Below are 20,608 nucleotides of genomic sequence, written 5' to 3'. Positions count from 1 at the left end.
GAAGATCGCGGCGGCGACCAGCGTGGAGGCGATGTTCCCCCGGGCTGAGGAACGTCGGGTTCAGCTCGGGCTGCCAGGAGCCCTCGGGCTTCAGCCCCGGGGGAGGAATGGCGTACGGACCGCACGCTTGTTCGATCTCTGATAAACTTCACAGCGTGAAATTCGTTGTGCAGGTGCGGCTGTTCCCCACGCCGGCTCAGGAGGCGGCGCTGGCAGACACGCTGCGCCTGTGCAACGAAGCCGCGAACCTGGTCTCCCGCACCGCGTGGGACACCAAGACGTTCCGCAACTACGACCTGCGGGTGCACACCTACGGTGAGCTGAAGAACATGGGTTTGTCGGCGCAGCCCGCCCAGCACGTCATTAAGAAGGTCGCCGACGCCTACACGACCGTGCGCGCCCAGGTGAAGGCGAACCTGCGCAAGCCCCTCACCAAGCCGATCGGATTCCGCAAGGACGCCGCCCAGCCGTTCGACGACAGGTGCCTGTCCTGGCAGGTCGAGGCGCGCACCGTGTCCATCTGGACCACGGGCGGCCGGATGAAGGGCATCCGGTTCGGCTGCTCCGAGGAGCAGGCCCGCGCGCTGGCCGCCTACCGCAAGGGCGAGTCCGACCTGGTCCACCGGGACGGCCGGTGGCTGCTGATCGCCACCTGCGACGTGCCCGACACCGACGTCACCGAGCCCGACACCTTCCTCGGCGTCGACTTCGGCATCGCCAACATCGCCACCACCAGCGACGGGGTCAAGCATGCCGGGAAGGCCTTGAACGCGGTCCGGCACCGCAACCGCGAGCTTCGTCGCCGCCTCCAGGCCAAGCAGACGAAGTCCGCCAAGCGGCTGCTCAAGCGTCGCCGTCGCAAGGAGTCCCGGTTCGCCCGGGACGTCAACCATGTCATCTCCAAGAGCATCGTGACCGAGGCTGAACGCACCGGGCGTGGCATCGCGCTGGAAGACCTCCAGGGCATCCGCGACCGGGTACGGCTCCGTAAGCCCCAGCGGGTCACGCTGCACTCTTGGAGCTTCCACCAGCTCGGGAGCTTCATCGCCTACAAGGCGGTCCGCGCCGGGGTCGCGCTGGTGTACGTCGATCCGGCCTACACCTCGCAGGGCTGCTCGGCATGCGGCCACATCGACCGGAAGAACCGGCCGGACCAGGAAACCTTCGCCTGTACGTCGTGCGGCTTCGCTGAGCACGCCGACGTCAACGCAGCCCGCAACATCGCCATGCGCGGTGTCGCGGGCTGGGCTGCCGTCATGCAGCCGGACGCGGCCTGAGCCCTCACTCCCAGTGAGCGGCGAGGAGCTGCAAGCCCCCCGGCTTTAGCCGTGGGGTCATGACCACCTGGAAGACGACCGTAAGCACCCTTTAGAAACCAAACAACATACCTTTTGACTGAAAAGTCCGAAGCTTCCTTGACTTGTGTGCGGGTCTGTTCGCCGGTGCCGGGGCGATTGCTCGAAATTTTCGGCTTATCCCCGATACTTTTAGCCGCCAGACTTGTACAGTCGGACGCGAGCGCCGCTCGGCCCGCGCCGCCGTACCACCCGGAGGACCGAACCATGGCGTCACCAGCCTTCGCCCCCGATCCGGCCATCCGAGAGCACCGCACCGCAGACGCCGTCGTCACGGTCACCGTGGACGGGGTGCCGCCCGCGGGCCGGGAAGTGGTCGTCGCGCAGCGGAACCACAAGGTCCTCTTCGGCTGCATCGGCTTCGAGTTCGTCTCGCCGGGCGACACCCCCTCGCCCGAGCTCGAGCACCTGACCGAGCTGTGGTTCGGCCTGTTCAACTTCGCCACGCTGCCGTTCTACTGGGGCCGCTTCGAGCCGGTCCGCGGCCGGCCGGACACCGAGCGGCTGCTGAAGACGGCGCGCTGGTTCGCCGACCGGGGCTGCGTGGTCAAGGGACATCCGCTGGCCTGGCACACCGTCACCGCGGACTGGCTGAGGGACCTGCCCACCGCCGAGGTCGCCCGCGCTCAAGCCGACCGGATCAGGCGCGAGGTGACGGACTTCGCCGGACTGATCGACATGTGGGACGTCATCAACGAGGTCGTCATCATGCCGGTCTTCGACAAGGACGACAACGGCATCACGCGGCTCTGCCGCGACATCGGCCGCATCCCCATGGTCAGGATGGTCTTCGACGCGGCCCGGCAGGCCAACCCGCACGCCACGCTGCTGCTCAACGACTTCGACATGTCCACGGCGTACGAGTGCCTGATCGAGGGCGTGCTGGAGGCCGGCATCCAGATCGACGCGCTCGGCCTGCAGAGCCACATGCACCAGGGCTACTGGGGCGAGGAGAAGACGCTGGGCATCCTCGACCGTTTCGCCCGGTACGGCCTGCCGATCCACTTCACCGAGACCACCCTGGTGTCCGGCCACCTGATGCCGCCGGAGATCGAGGACCTCAACGACTACCAGATCCCGCACTGGCCCTCCACGCCCGAGGGCGAGGCCCGCCAGGCCGACGAGATCGTCCGCCACTACCGGACGTTGCTGTCGCACCCCTCGGTCGAGGCCATCACCTACTGGGGGCTGTCCGACAAGGACTCCTGGCTGGGCGCGCCCGGCGGCATGGTCCGCGCCGACGGCACGCCCAAGCCCTCCTACGACGCTCTGCGCTCGCTCATCAAGGGCGAGTGGTGGACGCCGCCCACCACGCTGGCCACGGACGCGGACGGCAGGGTCCGCTTCACCGGGTTCCTCGGCGAGTACGAGGTGACCGTGGACGGGCGGACCGCCACGTTCACCCTGGACGACCCCGGGCGGGCTGAGGTCCGGGTGGCCCTGTGATCAGGGCTTGCGCCCTGTGATCAGGGCTTGCGCGCCACCGCCCCGTGCGCGTCGATCCACGGGCCCTCCTCGCCGTCCGGCCGCCAGCGCGTGATCGGGACGAGCCCCGGCTCGACCAGCTCAAGCCCGTCGAAGCAGCTGCCGAGGGCGTCGAGCGTGCGCAGGTAGTACGGCGCGGCGCCGCTCTCGGCGAGCTTCTGGCTGCCCTCGTTGACCGCCTCGCCGGTGTCGGTGCCGTCCCACAGCACCAGGTAGCTGCCGGACGGCACCGCGTCCATCACGCGCGAGACGATCGACCGGACGGCCGCGATGTCCTCGACGTAGCCGAGCACGCCCATGAACATCACGGCGATCGGCCGGGTGAAGTCGAGCACGTTCTTGGCGTCCTCGACGATGGGCTCGGGCTCGTTGTAGTCGCCGTCGACGTAGGTCGTGACGCCCTGGGGAGTGGTGTTGCGCAGCAGGGCGCGGGCGTGGACCAGCACCAGGGGGTCGTTGTCGACGTACACGATGCGGGCGTGGGGCAGGATCCCCTGGGCGACCTCGTGGGTGTTCTGCATGGTGGGCAGGCCCGTGCCGATGTCGAGGAACTGGTCGACGCCCGCCTCGGCGGCCAGGTGGCGCACCACGCGGATGAGGAACTTCCGCGACTCCACGGCCATCGTCACGATGTCGGGATACACCGAGGCGACGGCGTCTCCCGCGGCGCGGTCGGCCTCGAAGTTGTCCTTGCCGCCCATCCAGTAGTTCCAGATCCGGGCGGCGTGCGGTACGTCGGACCGGATCCGGGCGGCGAGATCGGCGCGCGAGTTGACCATCCTCAACCTCCATGTCTGGTGAGTGGTGATCATACGCGGGAAACGCCGATATGACAGGACAAAAAGCGGCGGGGCCGCGAAGGAACGCATCCTTCGCGGCCCCGCCGTCGTGTGCGAGTCAGCAGTGCTTGGCCATCGACATGCGCTCGACGAGGTCGAACAGGGCGGGGTTGAACCGGCCTGAGGCGAACCAGCGGTACCGCGTGCCCGCGGTGCGCAGGTTCATGGCGAACTTCGTCCGGTCCTTGGGGTCGTAGGCGTTGGCGTTGACGATCGAGCCGAGCACGGCGCCGTTCTCGTCCTTCAGGCGTGCCCACATCAGCCAGGCGTCGTCGCCGGCGCTGCTGCCGACCGTGCCGTCGAAGTAGGCCGTGCCGTCGGGGTAGAGGGTCCATTTGGCGCCCCGGATCATCGTGCAGTCGCCGGACGACATCGACCGGCTCCAGGTGAAGACCTTGGGCGCGGCGGTGGCCGAGGCCTGCGGCTGGGCCTGGGCGGCCCCGGGTGCGGACAGCGCCAGCCCGCTGACGAGCGCGGCGGCGGCCGTGGCGACGCCGGCGGCGCGGTGGATGGTGCGCATGAGTTGCCTTTCGGAGGGTTTCCGGGTGGTGGAGAGAGTTGGGATTTCGTCCTCTTTATGTGGATTTATCCCTTGATGTCGCATTAAGCTATGAGAAGACGCTTGCAGGATGTTTTCAGCGCACTTGCCGGGTTTTGTAGGGACATGGCGATGGAGCGGGCCTAGGCTGTGGTGACGGTGTCGTCCCCTTCGGTGGGAGGGCTGCCATGAGGCTCTCGCGGGCGCGTCGGCGCGGACTCTGGGCAAGGCTCTCCGTGGCCGCGCTCCTGGCCGTAGCCGGCTGGGCCGGGGCCGCCGGACAGGCGAGCGCCTCGTCTCGGCGGGCGGAGTTCCCCGAGCTGACCCCCGAGGTCGCCGCCCGCCTGGACTCGGCGATCCGCGAGGTCATGCGCGAGGCCGCGGTGCCCGGCGTCATCGCCGGCCTGTCGGCGCCCGGCAAGGGGTCCTACGAGCGGGCCTTCGGCGTCGCCGACAAGGCCACGCGCGCCCCCATGAAGACGGATCTGTACATGCGGATCGGCAGCGTGACCAAGACCTTCACCGTGACCGCGCTGCTGGAGCTCGTCGACCAGGACAAGGTCGGCCTCGACGACCCGATCGGCGAGTACGTCGACGGAGTCCCCAACGGGGACCGCATCACCCTGCGCCACCTCGCGGACATGCGCAGCGGGCTGGTGAACTACACCGACGACGAGGCCTTCTCCAAGGCTTTCCTCGCCGATCCCAACCGGCCCTTCACCCCCCAGGAGCTGCTGTCCTACTCGTTCAAGCATCCGGTGCGGTTCCAGCCCGGCGAGCGGTTCCAGTACTCCAACACCAACACGATCCTGCTGGGCCTGGTGGTGGAGAAGGCCAGCGGCATGCCCCTGCACGAGTTCGTCCACCGGAAGGTCACCGAGCCGGCCGGCCTGCGCCACACCGTCTTCCCGGCCGACGCCTCCATCCCGGTTCCCCACGTCCACGGCTACACCAGGCAGACCGCCTCGGGCGCGATCGAGGACGCCACCTACTGGAACCCCTCCTGGGCCTGGGCCGCCGGAGCGATGATCTCCGGCCTCCCGGACCTGCGCACCTGGGCCCGCGTGCTTGCCACCGGCACGCTGCTCACCCCTAAGACGCAGGCCGAACGGCTCAAGATGGACATGACATCCCTTCCGGGCGCCGGGTACGGGCTGGGCGTCTTCAACGTGCAGGGCTGGATCGGGCACAACGGCTCGCTGCCCGGCTACCAGTCGCTGGTGCTGTACCTGCCCGAGGAGCGGGCGACGCTGGTGGTCCTGGCCAACACGGACGCCGCACGCGACGGCCGGGAGCCCAGCACGCTGTTCGGGAACGCCATCACCCGCATCGTGACTCCCGGCCACGTGTTCGACCTGCCCGCGAGCGCGCAGCCGGCCCAGTCGCCGACAGGCGACTGAGCGCACGCGCCGCTCACCCCTGCCCAAGCGGCCATCGGATGTTCTCAAGTTCAGCCTTATAGAAGACTTGCCTTATATAAGGCTAGTCTGAAATCATGGTGATCGTGCACGCCTTCGACGTTCTCGGAGACCCCGTCCGACGCCGCATCCTGGAGCTGCTCCTCGACGGTGAACAGACGTCCGGCGCGATCAGCGCGGTCATCCAGGAGGAGTTCGGCATCTCGCAGCCCGCGGCTTCACAGCATTTGCGCGTGCTGCGGGAGAACGGCTTCGCCACCGTCCGCGCCGAGGGGGCCCGCCGCCTGTACGCGGTCGACCCCGCTCCGCTCCGCGAGGTCGACGCATGGCTGGCCCACTTCCGCAGGTTCTGGGCCCAGCCGCTGGACGCCCTGGCCACCGAGCTCGCCCGAGGCAGACGCGAGCGAAGGAAGGACTCATGAACGACATGGATCACCAGATCGACGCCGTCCACCGCGAACTCGGTGAGAAGGCCATTCCCGCGGGCGAGGCGAAGGTCGTCCGGCTTCGGCGCGGTTACGACGCGCCGGTCGAGGACGTCTGGGACGCCTGCACCGATCCCGAGCGGCTCAGACGCTGGTTCCTGCCCGTCACCGGAGACCTGCGGCTCGGCGGCCGCTACCGGCTGGAGGGCAACGCCCACGGCGAGATCCTGCGCTGCGAGCCGCCGCGGCTGCTCAAGGTGACCTGGATCATGGGCGAGAACGCCGGGGACAAGGACGTCAGCGAGGTCGAGGTGCGGCTGTCCGCCCAGGCGGACGGCGGCACCCTGCTGGAGCTGGAGCACGCCGCGGTCGTCGACCCCGGCTTCTGGGACCAGTTCGGGCCGGGCGCCGTCGGCGTCGGCTGGGACACGACCTTGCTGGGCCTGGACGTGCACCTGCGCGGCGGCGCCTTCGACGAGGCGGCCTGGCAGCAGACGCCGGAGGCCAAGGAGTTCCTGACGCGGAGCAGCCAGGCCTGGGGCGCCGCCCACACGGCGGCCGGCGCCTCGCCCGCCGAGGTCGCCGCGATGGTGGAGAACACGACGAACTTCTTCGTCCCCCGCTGAGCAAGGCCCCCGCCGGCCCGACGCCGGGCCGACCCCCGATCGACGGCGCGCCCGGGCCGTCCGCCGTGGTGGTCTCCTCGTCCGCCAATCGGGTACCTACGCATCATCCCCCGCAGGTGACAGCGTCGTGACCAGGGAGGCGAGACGATGGCGACTCAGCATTCGTTCGGCGGCGGCTCGGGAGTGTTCCGGCGCAAGCCGGTGGAGCAGATAGCCACCGAGCACGAGGGAGAGCTGAAGCGGGCGCTGGGCCTGTGGCAGCTCACCGCGATCGGCATCGGCGGCATCATCGGCGCGGGGATCTTCGCGCTGGCCGGCGCGGTCGCCAACCAGACGGCCGGGCCCGCCGTGCTCGTCTCCTTCCTCATCGCCGGCGTGGCCAGCGCGGCCGCGGCGTTCTCCTACGCGGAGTTCGCCGGGCTCATCCCGAAGGCCGGATCCGCCTACACGTACGGCTATGCCGTCCTGGGCGAGCTGGCGGGGTGGTTCATCGGCTGGGATCTGCTGCTGGAGTACACCGCCATCGTCGCGGTCGTGGCCATCGGCATCTCCGGCTACTTCGGGTTCCTCATCGGCAACCTGGGCATCGACCTGCCCGCGTGGATGCTGGGCGCGCCCGGCACCGGGCCCGGTCGGGTGGTCGACCTGTTCGCGGTGCTGCTGTGCCTGCTCATCGCGTTCCTGCTGAACCTGGGCATCAAGGCCGCCGCGCGGTTCGAGACCTCCGTCGTCGCGATCAAGGTGGCGGTGGTGCTGCTGGTGATCGTGGTCGGCTTCTTCTTCATCAACCCGGCCAACTACAACCCGTTCTTCCCCTTCGGCGTGGGCGGCGCGATCACGGGCGCGGCCACGGTGTTCTTCGCCGTCTTCGGCTACGACGCGATGAGCACGGCCGCCGAGGAGTCCAGGGACGCCCAGCGCCACATGCCCAAGGCGATCATCTACTCGCTGGTCATCTCGATGGTGCTGTACGTCCTGGCCACGCTGGTGCTCACCGGCATGCAGAACTACCGGGAGATCGACCCCGAGAGCGGGTTCTCCTCGGCGTTCGCCTCGGTCGGGCTGTCCGGGCTGGCGAGCGTCATCGCGGCCGGCGCGATCGTCGGCATCCTCACCGTCATGTTCACCTTCATGCTCGGCGTCACCCGCGTGTGGTTCGCGATGAGCCGCGACGGGCTGCTGCCGCACTGGTTCGCCAAGCTGCACCCGGTGCGCAGGGTGCCAAGCCGCATCACCTGGATCGTCGGCGCGGTCTCCGCCCTCATCGCCGGATTCCTGCCGATCCGGGAGGCGGCCGAGCTGACCAACATCGGCATCCTGCTGGCCTTCGTCGTGGTGTGCATCGCCGTGATCGTCCTGCGGTACCGGCGGCCCGACCTGCCGCGCTCCTTCCGCACGCCGGGCATGCCCGTGGTCCCGGCCATCGGCGTCGTCTTCTCGCTGTGGCTGATCACCTTCCTGAGCCCGGCGACCTGGCTGCGCTTCGGGCTGTGGTTCCTGCTCGGCCTGATCGTCTACTTCGCCTACAGCTACCGCCACTCCGAGCTGCACCGCCGGCAGGTGCCGTAACGGCCGCCGGCCTGGCACCATGCCCCGCTTCGGGCGGAGAATGAGCAGGTGAGCGGGCGTGTGCGCGCCAGGGTCCTGGTCGAGGGCGTCGTGCAGGGAGTCGGGTTCCGGCCGTTCGTGTACGGCCTGGCCACCGGGCTCGGCCTTGACGGCCTCGTCGGCAACGACGAGCGGGGAGTGTTCATCGAGGTCGAGGGCGCGCCCGCCACCGTCGAGGAGTTCCTGGCGAGGCTGCGGACGAGCCCGCCTCCGCTGGCGTCGATCGAGCGGGTCAGCACGGGGGCGATCCCCGCCACCGGCGAGCCGGGGTTCGTCATCGCGGGCAGCGCCACGGGCGGGCGGCGGCGCGCGCTCGTCTCGCCCGACGTGGCGACCTGCGCCGACTGCCTGCGCGAGATGGACGATCCCGCCGACCGGCGGTACGGCTACGCCTTCACCAACTGCACCAACTGCGGCCCCCGGTTCACGATCGTCCGCGGCGTGCCGTACGACAGGGCCAACACCACGATGGCCGCCTTCGCCATGTGCGAGGAGTGCGCGCGGGAGTACGAGGACCCGGCCGACCGCCGCTTCCACGCCCAGCCGGTGTGCTGCCCGGCCTGCGGGCCGAGGCTGCGGCTGCTCGACCGGGACGGGCGGGAGGCCGGGGGCGACCCTGTGGACGGGGCGGCGCGCCTGCTGGAGGGTGGCCGCGTCGTCGCGGTCAAGGGGCTCGGCGGCTACCACCTGGCGGCGGTGGCCGCCTGCGAGGCGGCGGTCACCGCGCTGCGGCGGCGCAAGCACAGGGAGGACAAGCCGTTCGCCGTCATGGTGCCCGACCTGGCGGCGGCCCGGCGGCTGTGCGACGTCGACGGCGTGGAGGAGCGCCTGCTCACCTCGCGGGCCCGGCCGATCGTGCTGCTGCGGCGGCGTCCGGACGCCGGGATCGCCTCCCTGGTGGCGCCGGGCAACGGATGGCTCGGGCTGATGCTGCCCTACTCCCCGCTGCACCACCTGCTGCTCGGCAGGCTCGCCGCTCCGATCGTCCTGACCAGCGGCAACGTCTCCGACGAGCCCATCGTGTACCTCGACGAGGAGGCCGTCGCGAGACTCGGCGGCATCGCCGACGCCTTCCTCACCCATGACCGGCGCATCCACACGCGCACGGACGACTCGGTGGTCCGCGTCTTCCGCGGCGGGGAACTGCCGATCCGGCGCTCCAGGGGCTACGTCCCCCAGCCGCTGGCCCTGGCCTGGCCCTTCCCGCGGCCCGTGCTCGGCTGCGGCGCGGAGCTGAAGCACACCTTCTGCCTCGCCAGGGACGACCAGGCCTTCGTCTCCCACCACATCGGCGACCTGGAGAACTACGAGACGCTGCGCTCCTTCACCGAGGGCGTCGGTCACTTCAGCAGCCTCTTCGACGTCGTGCCGGAGGTGCTCGCGCACGACCTGCATCCGGAGTACCTGTCGACCAAGCACGCTCTGGAGCAGGAAGGCGTCGACCTGGTCGGAGTGCAGCACCACCACGCCCACGTCGCCTCGTGCCTGGCGGACAACGGCGTCGCCGGGCCGGTGATCGGCGTGGCCTTCGACGGGCTCGGCTACGGCGAGGACGGGACGCTGTGGGGCGGCGAGTTCCTGATCGCCGACCTGGCCGGCTTCCGCCGGGCCGGCCATCTGGCGACGGTCCCGATGCCCGGCGGCGCGGCGGCGATCAGGCAGCCGTGGCGGATGGCCGCCGCCTACCTCGATCTGGCCTGCCGCGGTGACGTGCCTGCCGGCCTCGATGTCGTACGGCGCAACGCGGCCCGGTGGGAGGCCGTGCTCGCGCTCGCCCGTCACGGGGTCGGCGCGCCCGTCACCTCCAGCATGGGCAGGCTGTTCGACGCCGTGGCGGCGATCGTCGGCGACCGCGACACGATCACCTACGAGGGCCAGGCCGCCATCGAGCTGGAGCAGTGGGCGGACCGGGAGGAGGAGGGCGCCTACCCGTGCCACCTGGAGGGGGAGGAGCCGTTCGTCGTGCCGGGCGCCGAGCTGGTCCGCGCGGTCGTCGAGGACGTGCGCGCGGGCGCCGGCCGTGCCGTGGTCGCGGCCAGGTTCCACAACGCGGTCGCGCGTGCGGTCGCCGACGGCTGCGACCGGCTCAGGCAGGCGAGCGGGCTGGCCACGGTCGCCCTGTCAGGCGGCGTGTTCCAGAACCTCCTGCTGCTCACGCGGGCCACGGCGCTGCTGGAGGAGCGCGGCTTCCACGTCCTGACGCACAGGCGGGTGCCGCCGAACGACGGCGGGATCAGTCTCGGCCAGGCCGCCGTCGCCGGCGCACGTGACAGGCTTGGCCGGGCGTGCGGTCAGCCACCCTGATCGCCCGACGGCATGGTCGGGCTCTCCTCGTCCCGCGGCTCCTGCGGCGCCACGCCCGTGGAGTCCTCGGCGGTCGAGGTGCCGTACGGCCGGTCCGACTCGCCCTTCACCCCGACCGTCTCCCGTCCGGCCTCCTCTTCCTCCTGGGCGATCTCCTCGCCTCGCCTCGCCGTGCTCTCGCCCACGCCGTACGGCGAGCCCGGCTCGGTCTCGGCGGAGGAGACGCCGGAGAGCTCCTCCTCGGACAGCTCCCGCCCTTCGCCGGGTGGGCCGGCCTCCTCGGGGGAGAAGGCACGGTCGCCGGCCTGGCGGACCTCCTCGCTCCCGCGCCCGACGTCGGGAGAGTAGCCGTGGTCGTCCTCGGGCTCGCGTCGTTCTGTCATGGTCAGCACCTCCGTCGGAAGGCGTCAGCAGATGCGGGGGAGCGGATCGCCGACCAGCAGGTCGACGATGCGGGTGCCGCCGAAGGCGGTCTTCAGCAGCACGAGCCCCGGAGGGTCGTCCTTGAGGCGGCCGATCAGCGCGGCGCCCTCCCCGAGCGGGTGCGCGCGCAGGGCGGCCAGGGCGGTGCCGGCCGCGGCGCCGTCCACGACCGCGACCATGCGGCCCTCGCAGGCGACGTAGAGCGGGTCGATGCCGAGCAGCTCGCATGCGCCGCGCACGCTGGGCCGTACGGGGACGGCGTCCTCGTCGACGACCACGGCCACGCCGGAGGCCCGCGCGATCTCGTTGAGGATCGTCGCGACCCCGCCGCGGGTGGCGTCGCGCAGGCAGCGCACCGCGCCGGCGCAAGCGTCGAGCAGCGCGGCGGCCAGGCCGTTCAGCGGGGCCGTGTCGGATGCGAGGTCGGCCTCGATGTCCAGCTCGCCCCTGGCGAGCATGATGGTGACGCCGTGCTCGCCGACGGGGCCGGAGACCAGGACCGCGTCGCCGGGGCGCGCACCGGCCACCCCGAGCGTGACCGGCCGCTCCAGCAGCCCGACGCCGGCGGTGTTGACGTAGCAACCGTCGCCCTTCCCCCTCTGCACCACCTTGGTGTCGCCCGTCACGATGAGCACGCCGGCCGCCGCGGCGGCGGCCGCCATGGAGGCCGTGATGCGCCGCAGGTCCTCGACGGGGAAGCCCTCCTCCAGGACGAAACCGGCCGACAGGTACAGCGGGCGGGCCCCGCACACCGACAGGTCGTTGACGGTGCCGTTGACGGCGAGGTCGCCGATGTTCCCTCCGGGGAAGAACAGCGGGGAGACCACGTAGGAGTCGGTGGTGAAGGCGAGCCTGGCCGCGCCGACGTCGAGCACGGCCCCGTCCTCGAGGGGTTCGAGCAGCGGGTTGTGGAACGCCTCCAGGAAGACGGCCTCCACCAGCGTCTGCGTCGCCTTGCCGCCGGAGCCGTGCGCCATGGTGACGTGCTCCTCCTTCACCCTGGCCTTGCGGCGGCGCGCCCGCTCGATCCGCTCCAGCACCTGCTCCTCGCGGCTGGGGGCCTCGGCTGCCGGCACGTGCTCGCGCACGGCCGCCTCGGCCCAGTCGGCGGTTCCCTCGATGCCCTTCACCGTGTCGCCTCCCTCACCCGCTCGCGGGAGAAGCGGCCGAAGTTGTAGTACGCGGCGCACGCGCCCTCGGAGGAGACCATGCAGGTGCCGATCGGCGTCTCCGGCGTGCAGGCGGTGCCGAACACCTTGCACTCCCACGGCTTGAGCACGCCCTTCAGCACCTCGCCGCACTGGCAGGCCTTCGGGTCGGCCACCCTGCCGCCGGGGATCTCGAAGATCTGCTCGGCGTCGAAGGCGGCGTACCTCTGCCGCACCCGCAGCGCGGAGTGGGAGATGAAGCCGAGCCCGCGCCACTCGAAGTAGGGCCGCAGCTCCATCACCTCGTTGATGACCCTGAGCGCCTTGAGGTTGCCCGCCCAGGGCACGACGCGCGCGTACTGGTTCTCGACCTCGCAGCGCCCCTCGGCCAGCTGCAGGAGCAGCATGTAGATCGACTGCAGGATGTCCAGCGGCTCGAAGCCCGCCACGACCAGCGGCTTGCCGTAGTCGCGTGCGATGAACTCGTACGGCCGGCAGCCGATGACGGTCGACACGTGGCCGGGCCCGATGAAGCCGTCCAGCCGCAGGTCGGGAGAGTCCAGGATCGCCTTGATGGCCGGGATGATCGTCACGTGGTTGCAGAAGATCGAGAAGTTGCCGACGCCCTCGGCGGCGGCCCGCAGCACCGTCATGGCGGTGGACGGCGCCGTGGTCTCGAAGCCGATCGCCATGAACACCACGTGCTTGCCGGGGTTCTGCCTGGCCACCTTGAGCGCGTCCAGCGGCGAGTAGACCATGCGGATCGCGGCGCCCTTGGCCATGGAGTCGAAGAACGAGCCGCGCCCGCCGGGGACCCGCATCATGTCGCCGAAGGAGGTCATGATCACGTCGGGCTGCTCGGCGATGTGGATGGCGTCGTCCACACGGCCCATCGGGATCACGCACACCGGGCAGCCCGGGCCGTGCACCAGCGTGATGGTCTCGGGCAGGTAGTCCTCCAGCCCGTGCTTGTAGATGGTGTGGGTGTGGCCGCCGCACACCTCCATGAACTTGTACGACCGTCCCGGTTCGCACAGGCTCGCGATCTTCGCGGAGAGGGCGCGTGCCTTCTCGGCGTCGCGGTATTCGTCGACGAAGCGCATCGCTCCTCACCCCCGGTCGATCGACGAGTCGCGAAGCGCCTTCAGCTCGTCGTCGTAGGCCTGGCCGATACCTTCGAGGAAGGCCAGCGCGGCTCTGGCCTCCTCCTCGTCGATCTTCGACAGGGCGAAGCCGACGTGGATGAGGATCCAGTCGCCGGGCTGGAGCCGCTCGTTGTCCAGCAGGCCGATGTTGATGGCCCGCCGTACCCCGCTCACGTCGACCTTCGCCAGGTCGGCGTGGCCCGGCAGGATCTCCACGATCTCACCGGGGATTCCCAGGCACATGATGTCCCTCCGCCATCTGGATCGATTCGAGGACCAGCGCGTCGCCTCCGCGCAGGTCGACGTCGTCGCCGCCGCAACCGCCGCACACGGCGAGCGTGTCGGCCGTCTCCTCCTGGCGCCCGCAGGTCCTGCAGGCGAGCCGGGCGGGCACCACGACCAGCTCGGTCGTGGCGCCGTCGGCGACCGTGCCCGCCGCCACCAGCGAGAACGCCTGGTCGAATGCCGGGCCGGCGATGCGGAGCAGCGCGCCGGCACGGACCTTGACGTGTGTCACCCGCCGCCCCGCGGCGCGCTGTTCGACCGCGTCGAGCACGGAGGCGGCGATGCCGAACTCATGCACCGCTCACATCTTCCTGATCTGGAGGTAGCGCTTGATGTCGGGTAGCGACTGCCACACCAGCACGAGCACCGCGGCCATGAGCAGCGCGATCAGCAGACGTTTCAGCATCGCCGGCCCTTCCTTCCTGTTCAGGTCCGACTTCAGGTCCGACAAGCTCGCGCACGAGATCGGCGGCGTACGGCACGGCTCGCGCCACCGCCTCGCTGAGCCCCATGCCCGGCGCGGTGTCGGCGGGCTCGCAGCCGACGAGCAGCACGCGGCGGACGGTGACGCCGAAGGCGCGCAGCAGGCCGAAGACCGCGTCCGGGGTCATGGCGTGCGCGTCGGACAGCATCGCTCCCGCGAGCCCGTCATGGGCGGGCCCGTGCCGGTCGAGCGCCGGTTCGAGGACGGCCAGCGTCCCCGGCGGCTCCCCCATGGGCAGCGCGTCGATCACGATCACCTCGTCGTAGCCGGCCAGCAGCTCGTAGGCGAGGTGGATGCCGCGGATCCCGAAATCGGCCACGGTCACCCCCGCGGGCAGGCCGCCCTCGGTCAGCAGCCGCCCGGCGACCTCGACGCCGAAGCCGTCGTCACCGAGGAACACGTTGCCGACCCCCGCGACCAGGACCTTGCGGCTCATCCGCCCTCCCGTCCGCCCGGCAAGGGCTCCACCTCGTCGGGGGCGAAGTACAGGAAGCGTCCCTGCTCGCGTTGCAGGTCGGCGCCCGGATCGTCGTCCAGGGTGACCGCCAGGTGGCAGGCGCCGTCCACGTCGAGGAACACCGCCTCGACGGTCGCCGTCCGGCCGGCCAGGAACATGTCGTGGGCGTCGGCCCGCCGGGCGCGCGAGGTGCCGCGACCGGGCAGCAGGCGCACGCTGCTCCCCCTGGCGACGGTCACCCCGTCGACCACGACGCTGTCGGTCCCGGGGGACACCGACCGGTCGGCACCGGGATCCCACCACGGCGGGTCCGCCCGGCACGCCGGCCGGACGCGGCCGTGGAGCCGCTCCAGCACCTCGGGCGGCAGGTCGTCCACCCTGTCGATGATCTCGGCGGCTCTCGGGTCGGTCGCCCTGGCCTCCCGCTTCTCCGCCTCGGTGAGGGCGAGCGTGCGCAGGCTGAGCAACTCGTCGATCTCGGTCGCGTCGAACAGGTCGCCCGGGCTCTCCTGGGCGATGGACGGGTAGTCGTACAGGATGATCGGCGCGGACAGCATGACGTCCCGTCGTCCGGGCTCGCCCGCCAGGACCGGCCAGGTACGCACGTTGACGCACTCCGAAGCGGCCGCCGCCGCCCACGCGGGCGGGTCGAGCAGGGACACGAACGCGCCTGCCTCGACCGATAGCAGCGTGTGCGCGCCGATCAGCGAGCAGCGCAGCGCATCGTCGCGGGAGGCGTCCGGATCGGCCCACTCCGTGGTGTTCTCGACCCGCACCCGCAGCTTCACCAGCCCGTACGGCCCGGCGACCGGTTCGGCGCGCACCCTCAGCACGGCGTCGAGACGCCGGCTGTCGCGCACGATCCGGCCGACCGGCTCGCCGCGCGGTCCGGTCAGCGGTTCCACCGAGCGAGCCGCCTGGCATCCCACGTCATAGGTCTTCTCGGCGGCGAGCGCCTCGCCGAGCGTCACCGCCGTGTCGCGCACCCGCTCGACGGCTTCGTCATAGGTCAGGTAGCTCCGGCCGGCGACCTCGAGCACGGGCACGGGGCGGTGCCCGCCGGCCTCGGCCCGCTCGACGGTCCTGGCGCGGACCTGGAGGAACCGCACCTCGATCCGGACCACGGCCTCCTCGGCGCGGGCCGCCTCCAGCAGGCACTCGGTCTGGCAGGAGGGATGTTCGGCGGTCGCGGTGTAGGCGGGCGGCACCAGGACCCCGAACTGCCAGCGCGCCTGGTTCTTGGCGGCCGAGGCCCGGTAGGGGTAGAGCAGGTACCCCTCGTAGAGCACGGCGTCGGCGACCTCGCGGGCGATCCGCATCGACCCGCTCACGGCGCCGACTCCTTCGCCTGGGCGAGCAGCGCCGCCACGGCGTCGTCCCACGTCGCGAGCGCGTGGGCGGACTTGTACAGGTGCAGGGCGCGCAGCGTGTCCGTGCGCAGCCGCAGCCATCCCTCCCCGGGGAAGTAGCGGTCCATCAGCTCCCGCCAGACCGCCACGGGCAGCCGGTGCCGGGCCTCGCGGTCCCACGGCACCTGCTCGACGGACAAGCCGGTGCCCGTCCTGGCGAACACCGTGCCGCTGAAGAGCATCAGGAGCGGGATCTCGCCGTCGTCGAGGGCGGCGAAGTACTTCCCCGCGGCCACCTCCAGGTCGTAGGTGACCGGCACCGGCAGGTCGACCTGCGTCGCTCCCGTGAAGCCCGGCACCATGAGCGAGACGTTCGCGAACTGCAGCGGCCTGAGCGTCTCGCCCCAGCGGGAGGGCGCGCCGAACAGGTCGGCGAGCAGCTCGGCCTCCGCGGCGGAGTAGCGGCGGCGCTGCGGCTCGATGCGGATCTGGCAGCGCAGGGCCACGGCGTGCACGGCGCCTCCGCCCGCCTCGGTGACGCGCAGGGGGAACAGCAGCGTCGGCGCCGCCGCGAACCGGTCGGCCCGGGCGTCGAGGCAGGCGAAGCGCAGGTCAGCCATGACCGGTCCCCACCTCGCGGCTGCGCGCCCGCAGCCGGTCGAAGAACGCGTCGATGGCCCGCCAGGCCTCCTGGCCGCCGTCGAAGCCCTTCCACGTGGTCCTGACCAGCCCGACCAGCTCGTAGCACGCGTCGATCGGCACGAGATGGCACACGAAACCGCCGGGCCGCCGGTCGACCAGCAACGCCTCGACGTCGGGGGCGGCGCCGGCCATCTCCGGGTTGGCCGCCATGATCTTCTCCCAGGTCGCCAGCGGCAGCTGCGACTCGGTGGCCCCCGCGGGGCTCGGGTAGAAGGCGACCGTACGGCCCAGCGCGGAGTTGTGGAAGAAGAACGCCATGCGCACGGGGATCTGCAGCTCGTCCCATTCGGCGTCGGACAGGACGAAGCGCGGCGCGTACAGGTAGCGGCCGGGCACCGCCACGTACCTGCCCTGGGCGGCGCCCGGCACGGTGAACAGCAGGTAGCAGCTCCGGCACGTGCACAGCAGGGCGCGGCTGTCCACGTTGACCACGTGGCCGTGCCCGGCGCCGATCGGTTCGGCGCACATCTCGCATCGCTCCTCACCCGCGACGGGAGCCCCGGCGGGAGGCGCCTCGCGGAAGCGCCGCAGTCCCGTACTCACGGGCCCACCCCCTCCGGCACGGGGCAGGGGCCGGGCGGCGGCCGGGTCTGGATCTGGTACAGCCCGTCGAACTCGGCCACGCCGTCCACCTCGACGCGGTCCACCTCCGGCGCCGCCCTGGCGATCGCCCGCTCGATGGCGGTGGTCACCGTGACCCGCGAGGAGGGGCAGCCGTGGCAGGTGCCCGCCAGGCGGAGCCGTACGACGCCGGAGTCCTCGACGCTCACCAGCTCCACGTCGCCCGCGTGGCTGCCGAGGTAGGGCCTGACGTTCTCGAGCGCCGCGCGCACCCGCTCCTCGGTGCTCAGCGGGTGGAGGTCGTGCACCACCAGGAGGCTGGAGACGAGGTCGTCGCCGGCGAGCCGGGCGAGCGTCTCGGCCTGTCCCGCCTCGGTGACGATCTCCATGACGCGCTCCAGGGCCGCGCCGTACAGCTCGACCAGCACGCGGACGAGCTCCTCGGCCTTCTCGCGCGCGGCCCGGTCGCTGAGCGCGCCCAGCTCGGCGAGCAGTCTCTCCACGCGCTCGCCTGCCGCGGCGGCGTCGATGCCGGGCACGGTCCCGTCCCCTCAGGACCCGCCGAAGGCGTGCGGGGTGTGCAGTTTGCGCAGCTGCCTGCCGCCGCCCAGGTACATGTGCACCCCGCACGGCAGACACGGGTCGAAGCTGCGGACCGTGCGCATGATGTCGATGCCCTTGAAGTCCTCCCGGGCGTTCTCCTCGAAGATCGGCGTGTTCTGCACGGCGTCCTCATACGGCCCCGGTGTCCCGTAGGAGTCGCGGACGCTGGCGTTCCACGGCGTCGGCGGGTAGGGGTGGTAGTTGGCGATCTTCCCGTTCCTGATCACCATGTGGTGGGACAGGACCCCGCGCACCGCCTCGGTGAAGCCGCAGCTGATGGCCTCGTCGGGAACGGTGAACGGCGCCCAGGTCTGGGTGTGGCCCGCCCGCACCTCGGCCAGCGCCTGCTCGACGAAGTGCAGCGCGCACGCCGCGGCGTAGGCCTGGAAGTACGTCCTGGCCCTGTTGCGTTCGAGGGTGTTGGAGTACAGCTCGCCGTTCCGTTCGGGGATCTTCCACTCGAACGTCTTCTCGGGCCTGGTGGCCGAGCGCGGCAGGTTGATGAGCACGCTGTCGCCCGTGGCCTTGACGTAGCCGATGTCGACCAGGCCGGACAGCGCCGTCGACCACAGCCTGGCGATCGGGCCGCCCCCGGTGTCCAGCGCGAGCATGTTCGTGCCGTCGAACCAGCGGGGCGACATGACCCAGCTGTACTTGTCGGCGAAGTCGCGCTTGCGGGGGTGCGGGATCGTGTGCTGGTTCCACGGATGCCGGATGTCGACCGGGTTGCCCAGCGGGTCCTCGGTGACGAACGGCTCCCGGTCCTCCCAGTCGTCGTAGTAGGAGCTGCCCAGCAGGATCCTGATCCCGAGGTTGATGTCGACGAGGTCGTTGGTGACGACTCGCCCGTCCACGATGACGCCCGGGGTCACGAACATCCGCCGGCCCCAGTCGCCCATGTTGGCGTAGGTGAAGTCGCAGTACTCCGGGTCGTTGAGGCTGCCCCAGCAGCCCAGCAGCACGCGCCGCCGGCCGACCTGCTCGTAGCCGGGGAGGGCGTCGTAGAAGAAGTCGAACAGGTCGTCGTGCATGGGCACCACGCGCTTGAGGAATTCCACGTAGCGCATGAGCCTGGTCAGGTAGTCGGTGAACAGCTGCACGGTGGCGACCGTGCCGACCCCGCCGGGGTAGAGCGTGGAGGGGTGCACGTGCCTGCCCTCCATCAGGCAGAACATCTCCCGGGTTGTCCGGCTCATCTGCAGCGCCTCGCGGTAGAACTCGCCCTCCAGCGGGTTCAGCGAGCGCATGATGTCGGCGACGGTGCGGTAGCCGTGGTCGGCCGCGTGCGGCGCCTCGGTGCGCTCGGCCTGCTCCAGCACCCCGGGGTTGGTCTCGCGGACCATCTTCTCGCAGTAGTCGACCCCGACCAGGTTCTCCTGGAAGATGTTGTGGTCGAACATGTACTCGGCGGCCTCGCCCAGGTTGATGATCCACTCGCCGAGGTGTGGCGGGCGCACGCCGTAGGCCATGTTCTGGTTGTAGACCGAGCACGTGGCGTGGTTGTCGCCGCAGATCCCGCAGATCCTGCTGGTGATGAAGTGCGCGTCCCTGGGATCCTTGCCCTTCATGAAGATGCTGTAGCCCCGGAAGATCGACGAGGTGCTGTAGCACTCGGCGACCGTCTTGTTCTTGAAGTCCACCTTGGCGTAGATGCCCAGGCTTCCGACGATCCGGGTGATGGGATCCCAGGCCATCTCGACCAGCTGCTCGCTGGTCTGCCGCGCCGTGTCGGCCCGCTGTGGTGTGGTCGTCATGTCAGCCTCGCTCGTTACCAGGGGGCCCGGTAGCCCGTGAGCAGCTCGCGGCCCTTCCTGCGCCACTTGGGCTCCTTGTCGACGGTCCGCTCGGTGATGTGGCGCAGGGAGCGGACGATCACGCCGTACGCCTCGCTGGCCGTCGAGGACACCCGGGCGCCGGGCGGCTCGTCCATGAAGGGCATGAACTTGTCGGGGAAGCCGGGCATCGTGCAGGCGATGCAGATGCCGCCCACGTTGGGGCAGCCGCCGATGCCGTTGATCCAGCCCCGCTTGGGGACGTTGCACTTCACGACCGGCCCCCAGCAGCCGATCTTGACCAGGCACTTCGGCGAGCCGTACTCGGTGGCGAACTGGCCCTGCTCGTAGTAGCCGGCCCGGTCGCAGCCCTCGTGGACGGTCTGGCCGAACAGCCAGGTGGGGCGCAGCGCCTCGTCCAGCGGGATCATCGGGGCCTGCCCGGCCACCTGGTAGAGCAGGTAGAGGATGGTCTCCGACAGGTTGTCGGGGTGGATCGGGCAGCCGGGCACGTTGACGATCGGCAGGCCCGCCTTGGACTTCCAGTCCCAGCCGAGGTAGTCGGCGACGCCCATGGCGCCGGTCGGGTTGCCGGCCATCGCGTGGATGCCGCCGTAGGTGGCGCAGGTGCCGGCGGCGATGATGGCGGTCGCCTTGGGCGCGAGCCGGTCCAGCCACTCGCTCGTGGTCATCGGCTGGCCGGTCTCGGGGTTGTTGCCGAACCCGCACCAGTAGCCCTCGCTCTTGATCGACTCGTTGGGTATCGAACCCTCGACGACCAGGACGAACGGCTCCAGCTCACCGCGGTCCGCCTTGTAGAACCATTCGATGAAGACGTCGGCGCCCTGCATCGGGCCGCACTCGAAGTCGATCAGCGGCCAGTGCACGGCGATCTTCGGCAGCCCCGGCAGGGCCCCGAGCACGATCTCCTCGATGCTCGGCTGGGTGGCGGCGGTGAGCGCGACGGAGTCGCCGTCGCAGCTCAGCCCCGCGTTGATCCACAGGATGTGGAGGAGGGGCTCCTCCTGCGCCCGGGATGCGGCCTCTTGCGGCTCGGTCGGCGCGCTCATGCGCCTCACCA

General features: G+C 70.8%; 21 protein-coding genes. 7 read left to right on the top strand and 14 right to left on the bottom strand.

Annotated elements, in window-relative coordinates; genetic code table 11:
* Positions 1-155 precede the first annotated feature (155 nt).
* Both BSB02_RS11275 and BSB02_RS11270 read left to right on the top strand, forming a co-directional pair.
* Positions 156-1,277, top strand: coding sequence for an RNA-guided endonuclease InsQ/TnpB family protein (locus BSB02_RS11275; protein ID WP_169729384.1), 1,122 nt, complete (start codon positions 156-158; stop codon positions 1,275-1,277).
* A 285-nt stretch (positions 1,278-1,562) separates the two neighbouring features.
* Positions 1,563-2,801: an endo-1,4-beta-xylanase gene (locus BSB02_RS11270; protein WP_084958696.1), complete on the top strand. Its 1,239-nt coding sequence runs from the start codon at positions 1,563-1,565 to the stop codon at positions 2,799-2,801.
* A 20-nt stretch (positions 2,802-2,821) separates the two neighbouring features.
* Here BSB02_RS11270 and BSB02_RS11265 read toward each other — a convergent pair whose 3' ends face one another.
* The gene (locus tag BSB02_RS11265; protein ID WP_084958695.1) at positions 2,822-3,619 is read right to left on the bottom strand and encodes an SAM-dependent methyltransferase; all 798 of its coding nucleotides are present in this window, start codon (positions 3,617-3,619) and stop codon (positions 2,822-2,824) included.
* A gap of 118 nt (positions 3,620-3,737) precedes the next feature.
* Positions 3,738-4,199 carry a DUF6294 family protein gene (locus BSB02_RS11260; RefSeq protein WP_084958694.1) on the bottom strand — a complete coding sequence of 154 codons (462 nt, stop codon included), beginning with the start codon at positions 4,197-4,199 and terminating at the stop codon, positions 3,738-3,740.
* Positions 4,200-4,453: 254 nt separating this feature from the next.
* On the opposite strand from BSB02_RS11260, the gene BSB02_RS11255 reads away from it, so the two are divergent.
* From BSB02_RS11255 to hypF, 5 genes are all read left to right on the top strand, one after another.
* Positions 4,454-5,617, top strand: coding sequence for a serine hydrolase domain-containing protein (locus tag BSB02_RS11255; protein WP_206184627.1), 1,164 nt, complete (start codon positions 4,454-4,456; stop codon positions 5,615-5,617).
* Between the two features lie 104 nt (positions 5,618-5,721).
* The gene (locus tag BSB02_RS11250) at positions 5,722-6,057 is read left to right on the top strand and encodes an ArsR/SmtB family transcription factor (protein WP_084958843.1); all 336 of its coding nucleotides are present in this window, start codon (positions 5,722-5,724) and stop codon (positions 6,055-6,057) included.
* Positions 6,054-6,686 carry an SRPBCC family protein gene (locus BSB02_RS11245; protein ID WP_084958692.1) on the top strand — a complete coding sequence of 211 codons (633 nt, stop codon included), beginning with the start codon at positions 6,054-6,056 and terminating at the stop codon, positions 6,684-6,686. The genes BSB02_RS11250 and BSB02_RS11245 overlap by 4 nt, the downstream gene beginning before the upstream one ends.
* Before the next feature lie 147 nt (positions 6,687-6,833).
* Positions 6,834-8,255 (top strand): amino acid permease, encoded by a 1,422-nt coding sequence (locus BSB02_RS11240; RefSeq protein WP_084958691.1) that lies wholly within the window; start codon positions 6,834-6,836, stop codon positions 8,253-8,255.
* A gap of 48 nt (positions 8,256-8,303) precedes the next feature.
* On the top strand, positions 8,304-10,598 hold the full coding sequence (gene hypF / locus BSB02_RS11235; protein ID WP_143590486.1) for a carbamoyltransferase HypF: 2,295 nt from the start codon (positions 8,304-8,306) through the stop codon (positions 10,596-10,598).
* Here the strand turns inward: hypF and BSB02_RS11230 are convergent.
* Genes BSB02_RS11230 through BSB02_RS11175 form a run of 12 tightly spaced genes read right to left on the bottom strand, consistent with a single transcriptional unit; the run spans position 10,586 to position 20,597 of the window.
* Positions 10,586-10,981 (bottom strand): hypothetical protein, encoded by a 396-nt coding sequence (locus BSB02_RS11230; protein ID WP_143590484.1) that lies wholly within the window; start codon positions 10,979-10,981, stop codon positions 10,586-10,588. The two genes, hypF and BSB02_RS11230, sit on opposite strands and share 13 nt — an antisense overlap.
* A gap of 24 nt (positions 10,982-11,005) precedes the next feature.
* The gene (gene hypE, locus BSB02_RS11225; RefSeq protein ID WP_276206320.1) at positions 11,006-12,151 is read right to left on the bottom strand and encodes a hydrogenase expression/formation protein HypE; all 1,146 of its coding nucleotides are present in this window, start codon (positions 12,149-12,151) and stop codon (positions 11,006-11,008) included.
* Entirely contained in the window at positions 12,148-13,272 is a 1,125-nt protein-coding gene (hypD, locus tag BSB02_RS11220; protein WP_084958688.1) for a hydrogenase formation protein HypD, read from the bottom strand. The genes hypE and hypD overlap by 4 nt, the downstream gene beginning before the upstream one ends.
* Positions 13,273-13,278: 6 nt before the next feature.
* Positions 13,279-13,557, bottom strand: coding sequence for a HypC/HybG/HupF family hydrogenase formation chaperone (locus BSB02_RS11215; RefSeq protein ID WP_084958687.1), 279 nt, complete (start codon positions 13,555-13,557; stop codon positions 13,279-13,281).
* Complete coding sequence (locus tag BSB02_RS11210; protein ID WP_084958686.1) at positions 13,535-13,897, bottom strand: hydrogenase maturation nickel metallochaperone HypA/HybF; 363 nt, start codon at positions 13,895-13,897, stop codon at positions 13,535-13,537. Before BSB02_RS11210 ends, BSB02_RS11215 begins: the two co-directional genes overlap by 23 nt.
* Positions 13,890-14,519, bottom strand: a complete 630-nt coding sequence (locus BSB02_RS11205; protein WP_084958685.1) for a hydrogenase maturation protease — start codon at positions 14,517-14,519, stop codon at positions 13,890-13,892. The genes BSB02_RS11210 and BSB02_RS11205 overlap by 8 nt, the downstream gene beginning before the upstream one ends.
* Positions 14,516-15,871 carry a hypothetical protein gene (locus BSB02_RS11200; protein ID WP_206184626.1) on the bottom strand — a complete coding sequence of 452 codons (1,356 nt, stop codon included), beginning with the start codon at positions 15,869-15,871 and terminating at the stop codon, positions 14,516-14,518. Before BSB02_RS11200 ends, BSB02_RS11205 begins: the two co-directional genes overlap by 4 nt.
* Complete coding sequence (locus BSB02_RS11195; RefSeq protein WP_084958684.1) at positions 15,868-16,509, bottom strand: DUF6084 family protein; 642 nt, start codon at positions 16,507-16,509, stop codon at positions 15,868-15,870. The genes BSB02_RS11200 and BSB02_RS11195 overlap by 4 nt, the downstream gene beginning before the upstream one ends.
* Positions 16,502-17,134, bottom strand: coding sequence for a DUF5947 family protein (locus BSB02_RS11190; RefSeq protein WP_084958683.1), 633 nt, complete (start codon positions 17,132-17,134; stop codon positions 16,502-16,504). The genes BSB02_RS11195 and BSB02_RS11190 overlap by 8 nt, the downstream gene beginning before the upstream one ends.
* Positions 17,131-17,691, bottom strand: a complete 561-nt coding sequence (locus BSB02_RS11185; RefSeq protein WP_240506360.1) for a NifU family protein — start codon at positions 17,689-17,691, stop codon at positions 17,131-17,133. Before BSB02_RS11185 ends, BSB02_RS11190 begins: the two co-directional genes overlap by 4 nt.
* Before the next feature lie 12 nt (positions 17,692-17,703).
* Positions 17,704-19,509, bottom strand: a complete 1,806-nt coding sequence (locus tag BSB02_RS11180; protein WP_084958682.1) for a nickel-dependent hydrogenase large subunit — start codon at positions 19,507-19,509, stop codon at positions 17,704-17,706.
* Positions 19,510-19,523: 14 nt separating this feature from the next.
* Positions 19,524-20,597, bottom strand: a complete 1,074-nt coding sequence (locus BSB02_RS11175) for an NADH-quinone oxidoreductase subunit B family protein (RefSeq protein WP_084958681.1) — start codon at positions 20,595-20,597, stop codon at positions 19,524-19,526.
* Between the last annotated feature and the right edge of the window lie 11 nt (positions 20,598-20,608).

It is taken from the genome of Thermoactinospora rubra (genome assembly GCF_002093975.1).
Classification (GTDB): Bacteria; Actinomycetota; Actinomycetes; order Streptosporangiales; family Streptosporangiaceae; genus Nonomuraea; species Nonomuraea rubra_A.
The sequence above is the reverse complement of the archived record's forward strand: the minus strand, read 5'-3'. Positions and strand labels throughout refer to the sequence as shown.

Bases quoted from the DNA above. Each gene is read 5' to 3' on its own strand.
- BSB02_RS11205 (WP_084958685.1), bottom strand. From the start codon at position 14,519: ATGAGCCGCAAGGTCCTGGTCGCGGGGGTCGGCAACGTGTTCCTCGGT.
- BSB02_RS11270 (WP_084958696.1), top strand. From the start codon at position 1,563: ATGGCGTCACCAGCCTTCGCCCCCGATCCGGCCATCCGAGAGCACCGC.
- BSB02_RS11265 (WP_084958695.1), bottom strand. From the start codon at position 3,619: ATGGTCAACTCGCGCGCCGATCTCGCCGCCCGGATCCGGTCCGACGTA.
- BSB02_RS11260 (WP_084958694.1), bottom strand. From the start codon at position 4,199: ATGCGCACCATCCACCGCGCCGCCGGCGTCGCCACGGCCGCCGCCGCG.
- BSB02_RS11175 (WP_084958681.1), bottom strand. From the start codon at position 20,597: ATGAGCGCGCCGACCGAGCCGCAAGAGGCCGCATCCCGGGCGCAGGAG.
- BSB02_RS11245 (WP_084958692.1), top strand. From the start codon at position 6,054: ATGAACGACATGGATCACCAGATCGACGCCGTCCACCGCGAACTCGGT.
- BSB02_RS11180 (WP_084958682.1), bottom strand. From the start codon at position 19,509: ATGACGACCACACCACAGCGGGCCGACACGGCGCGGCAGACCAGCGAG.
- BSB02_RS11230 (WP_143590484.1), bottom strand. From the start codon at position 10,981: ATGACAGAACGACGCGAGCCCGAGGACGACCACGGCTACTCTCCCGAC.
- hypD (WP_084958688.1), bottom strand. From the start codon at position 13,272: ATGCGCTTCGTCGACGAATACCGCGACGCCGAGAAGGCACGCGCCCTC.
- BSB02_RS11215 (WP_084958687.1), bottom strand. From the start codon at position 13,557: ATGTGCCTGGGAATCCCCGGTGAGATCGTGGAGATCCTGCCGGGCCAC.
- BSB02_RS11195 (WP_084958684.1), bottom strand. From the start codon at position 16,509: ATGGCTGACCTGCGCTTCGCCTGCCTCGACGCCCGGGCCGACCGGTTC.
- BSB02_RS11240 (WP_084958691.1), top strand. From the start codon at position 6,834: ATGGCGACTCAGCATTCGTTCGGCGGCGGCTCGGGAGTGTTCCGGCGC.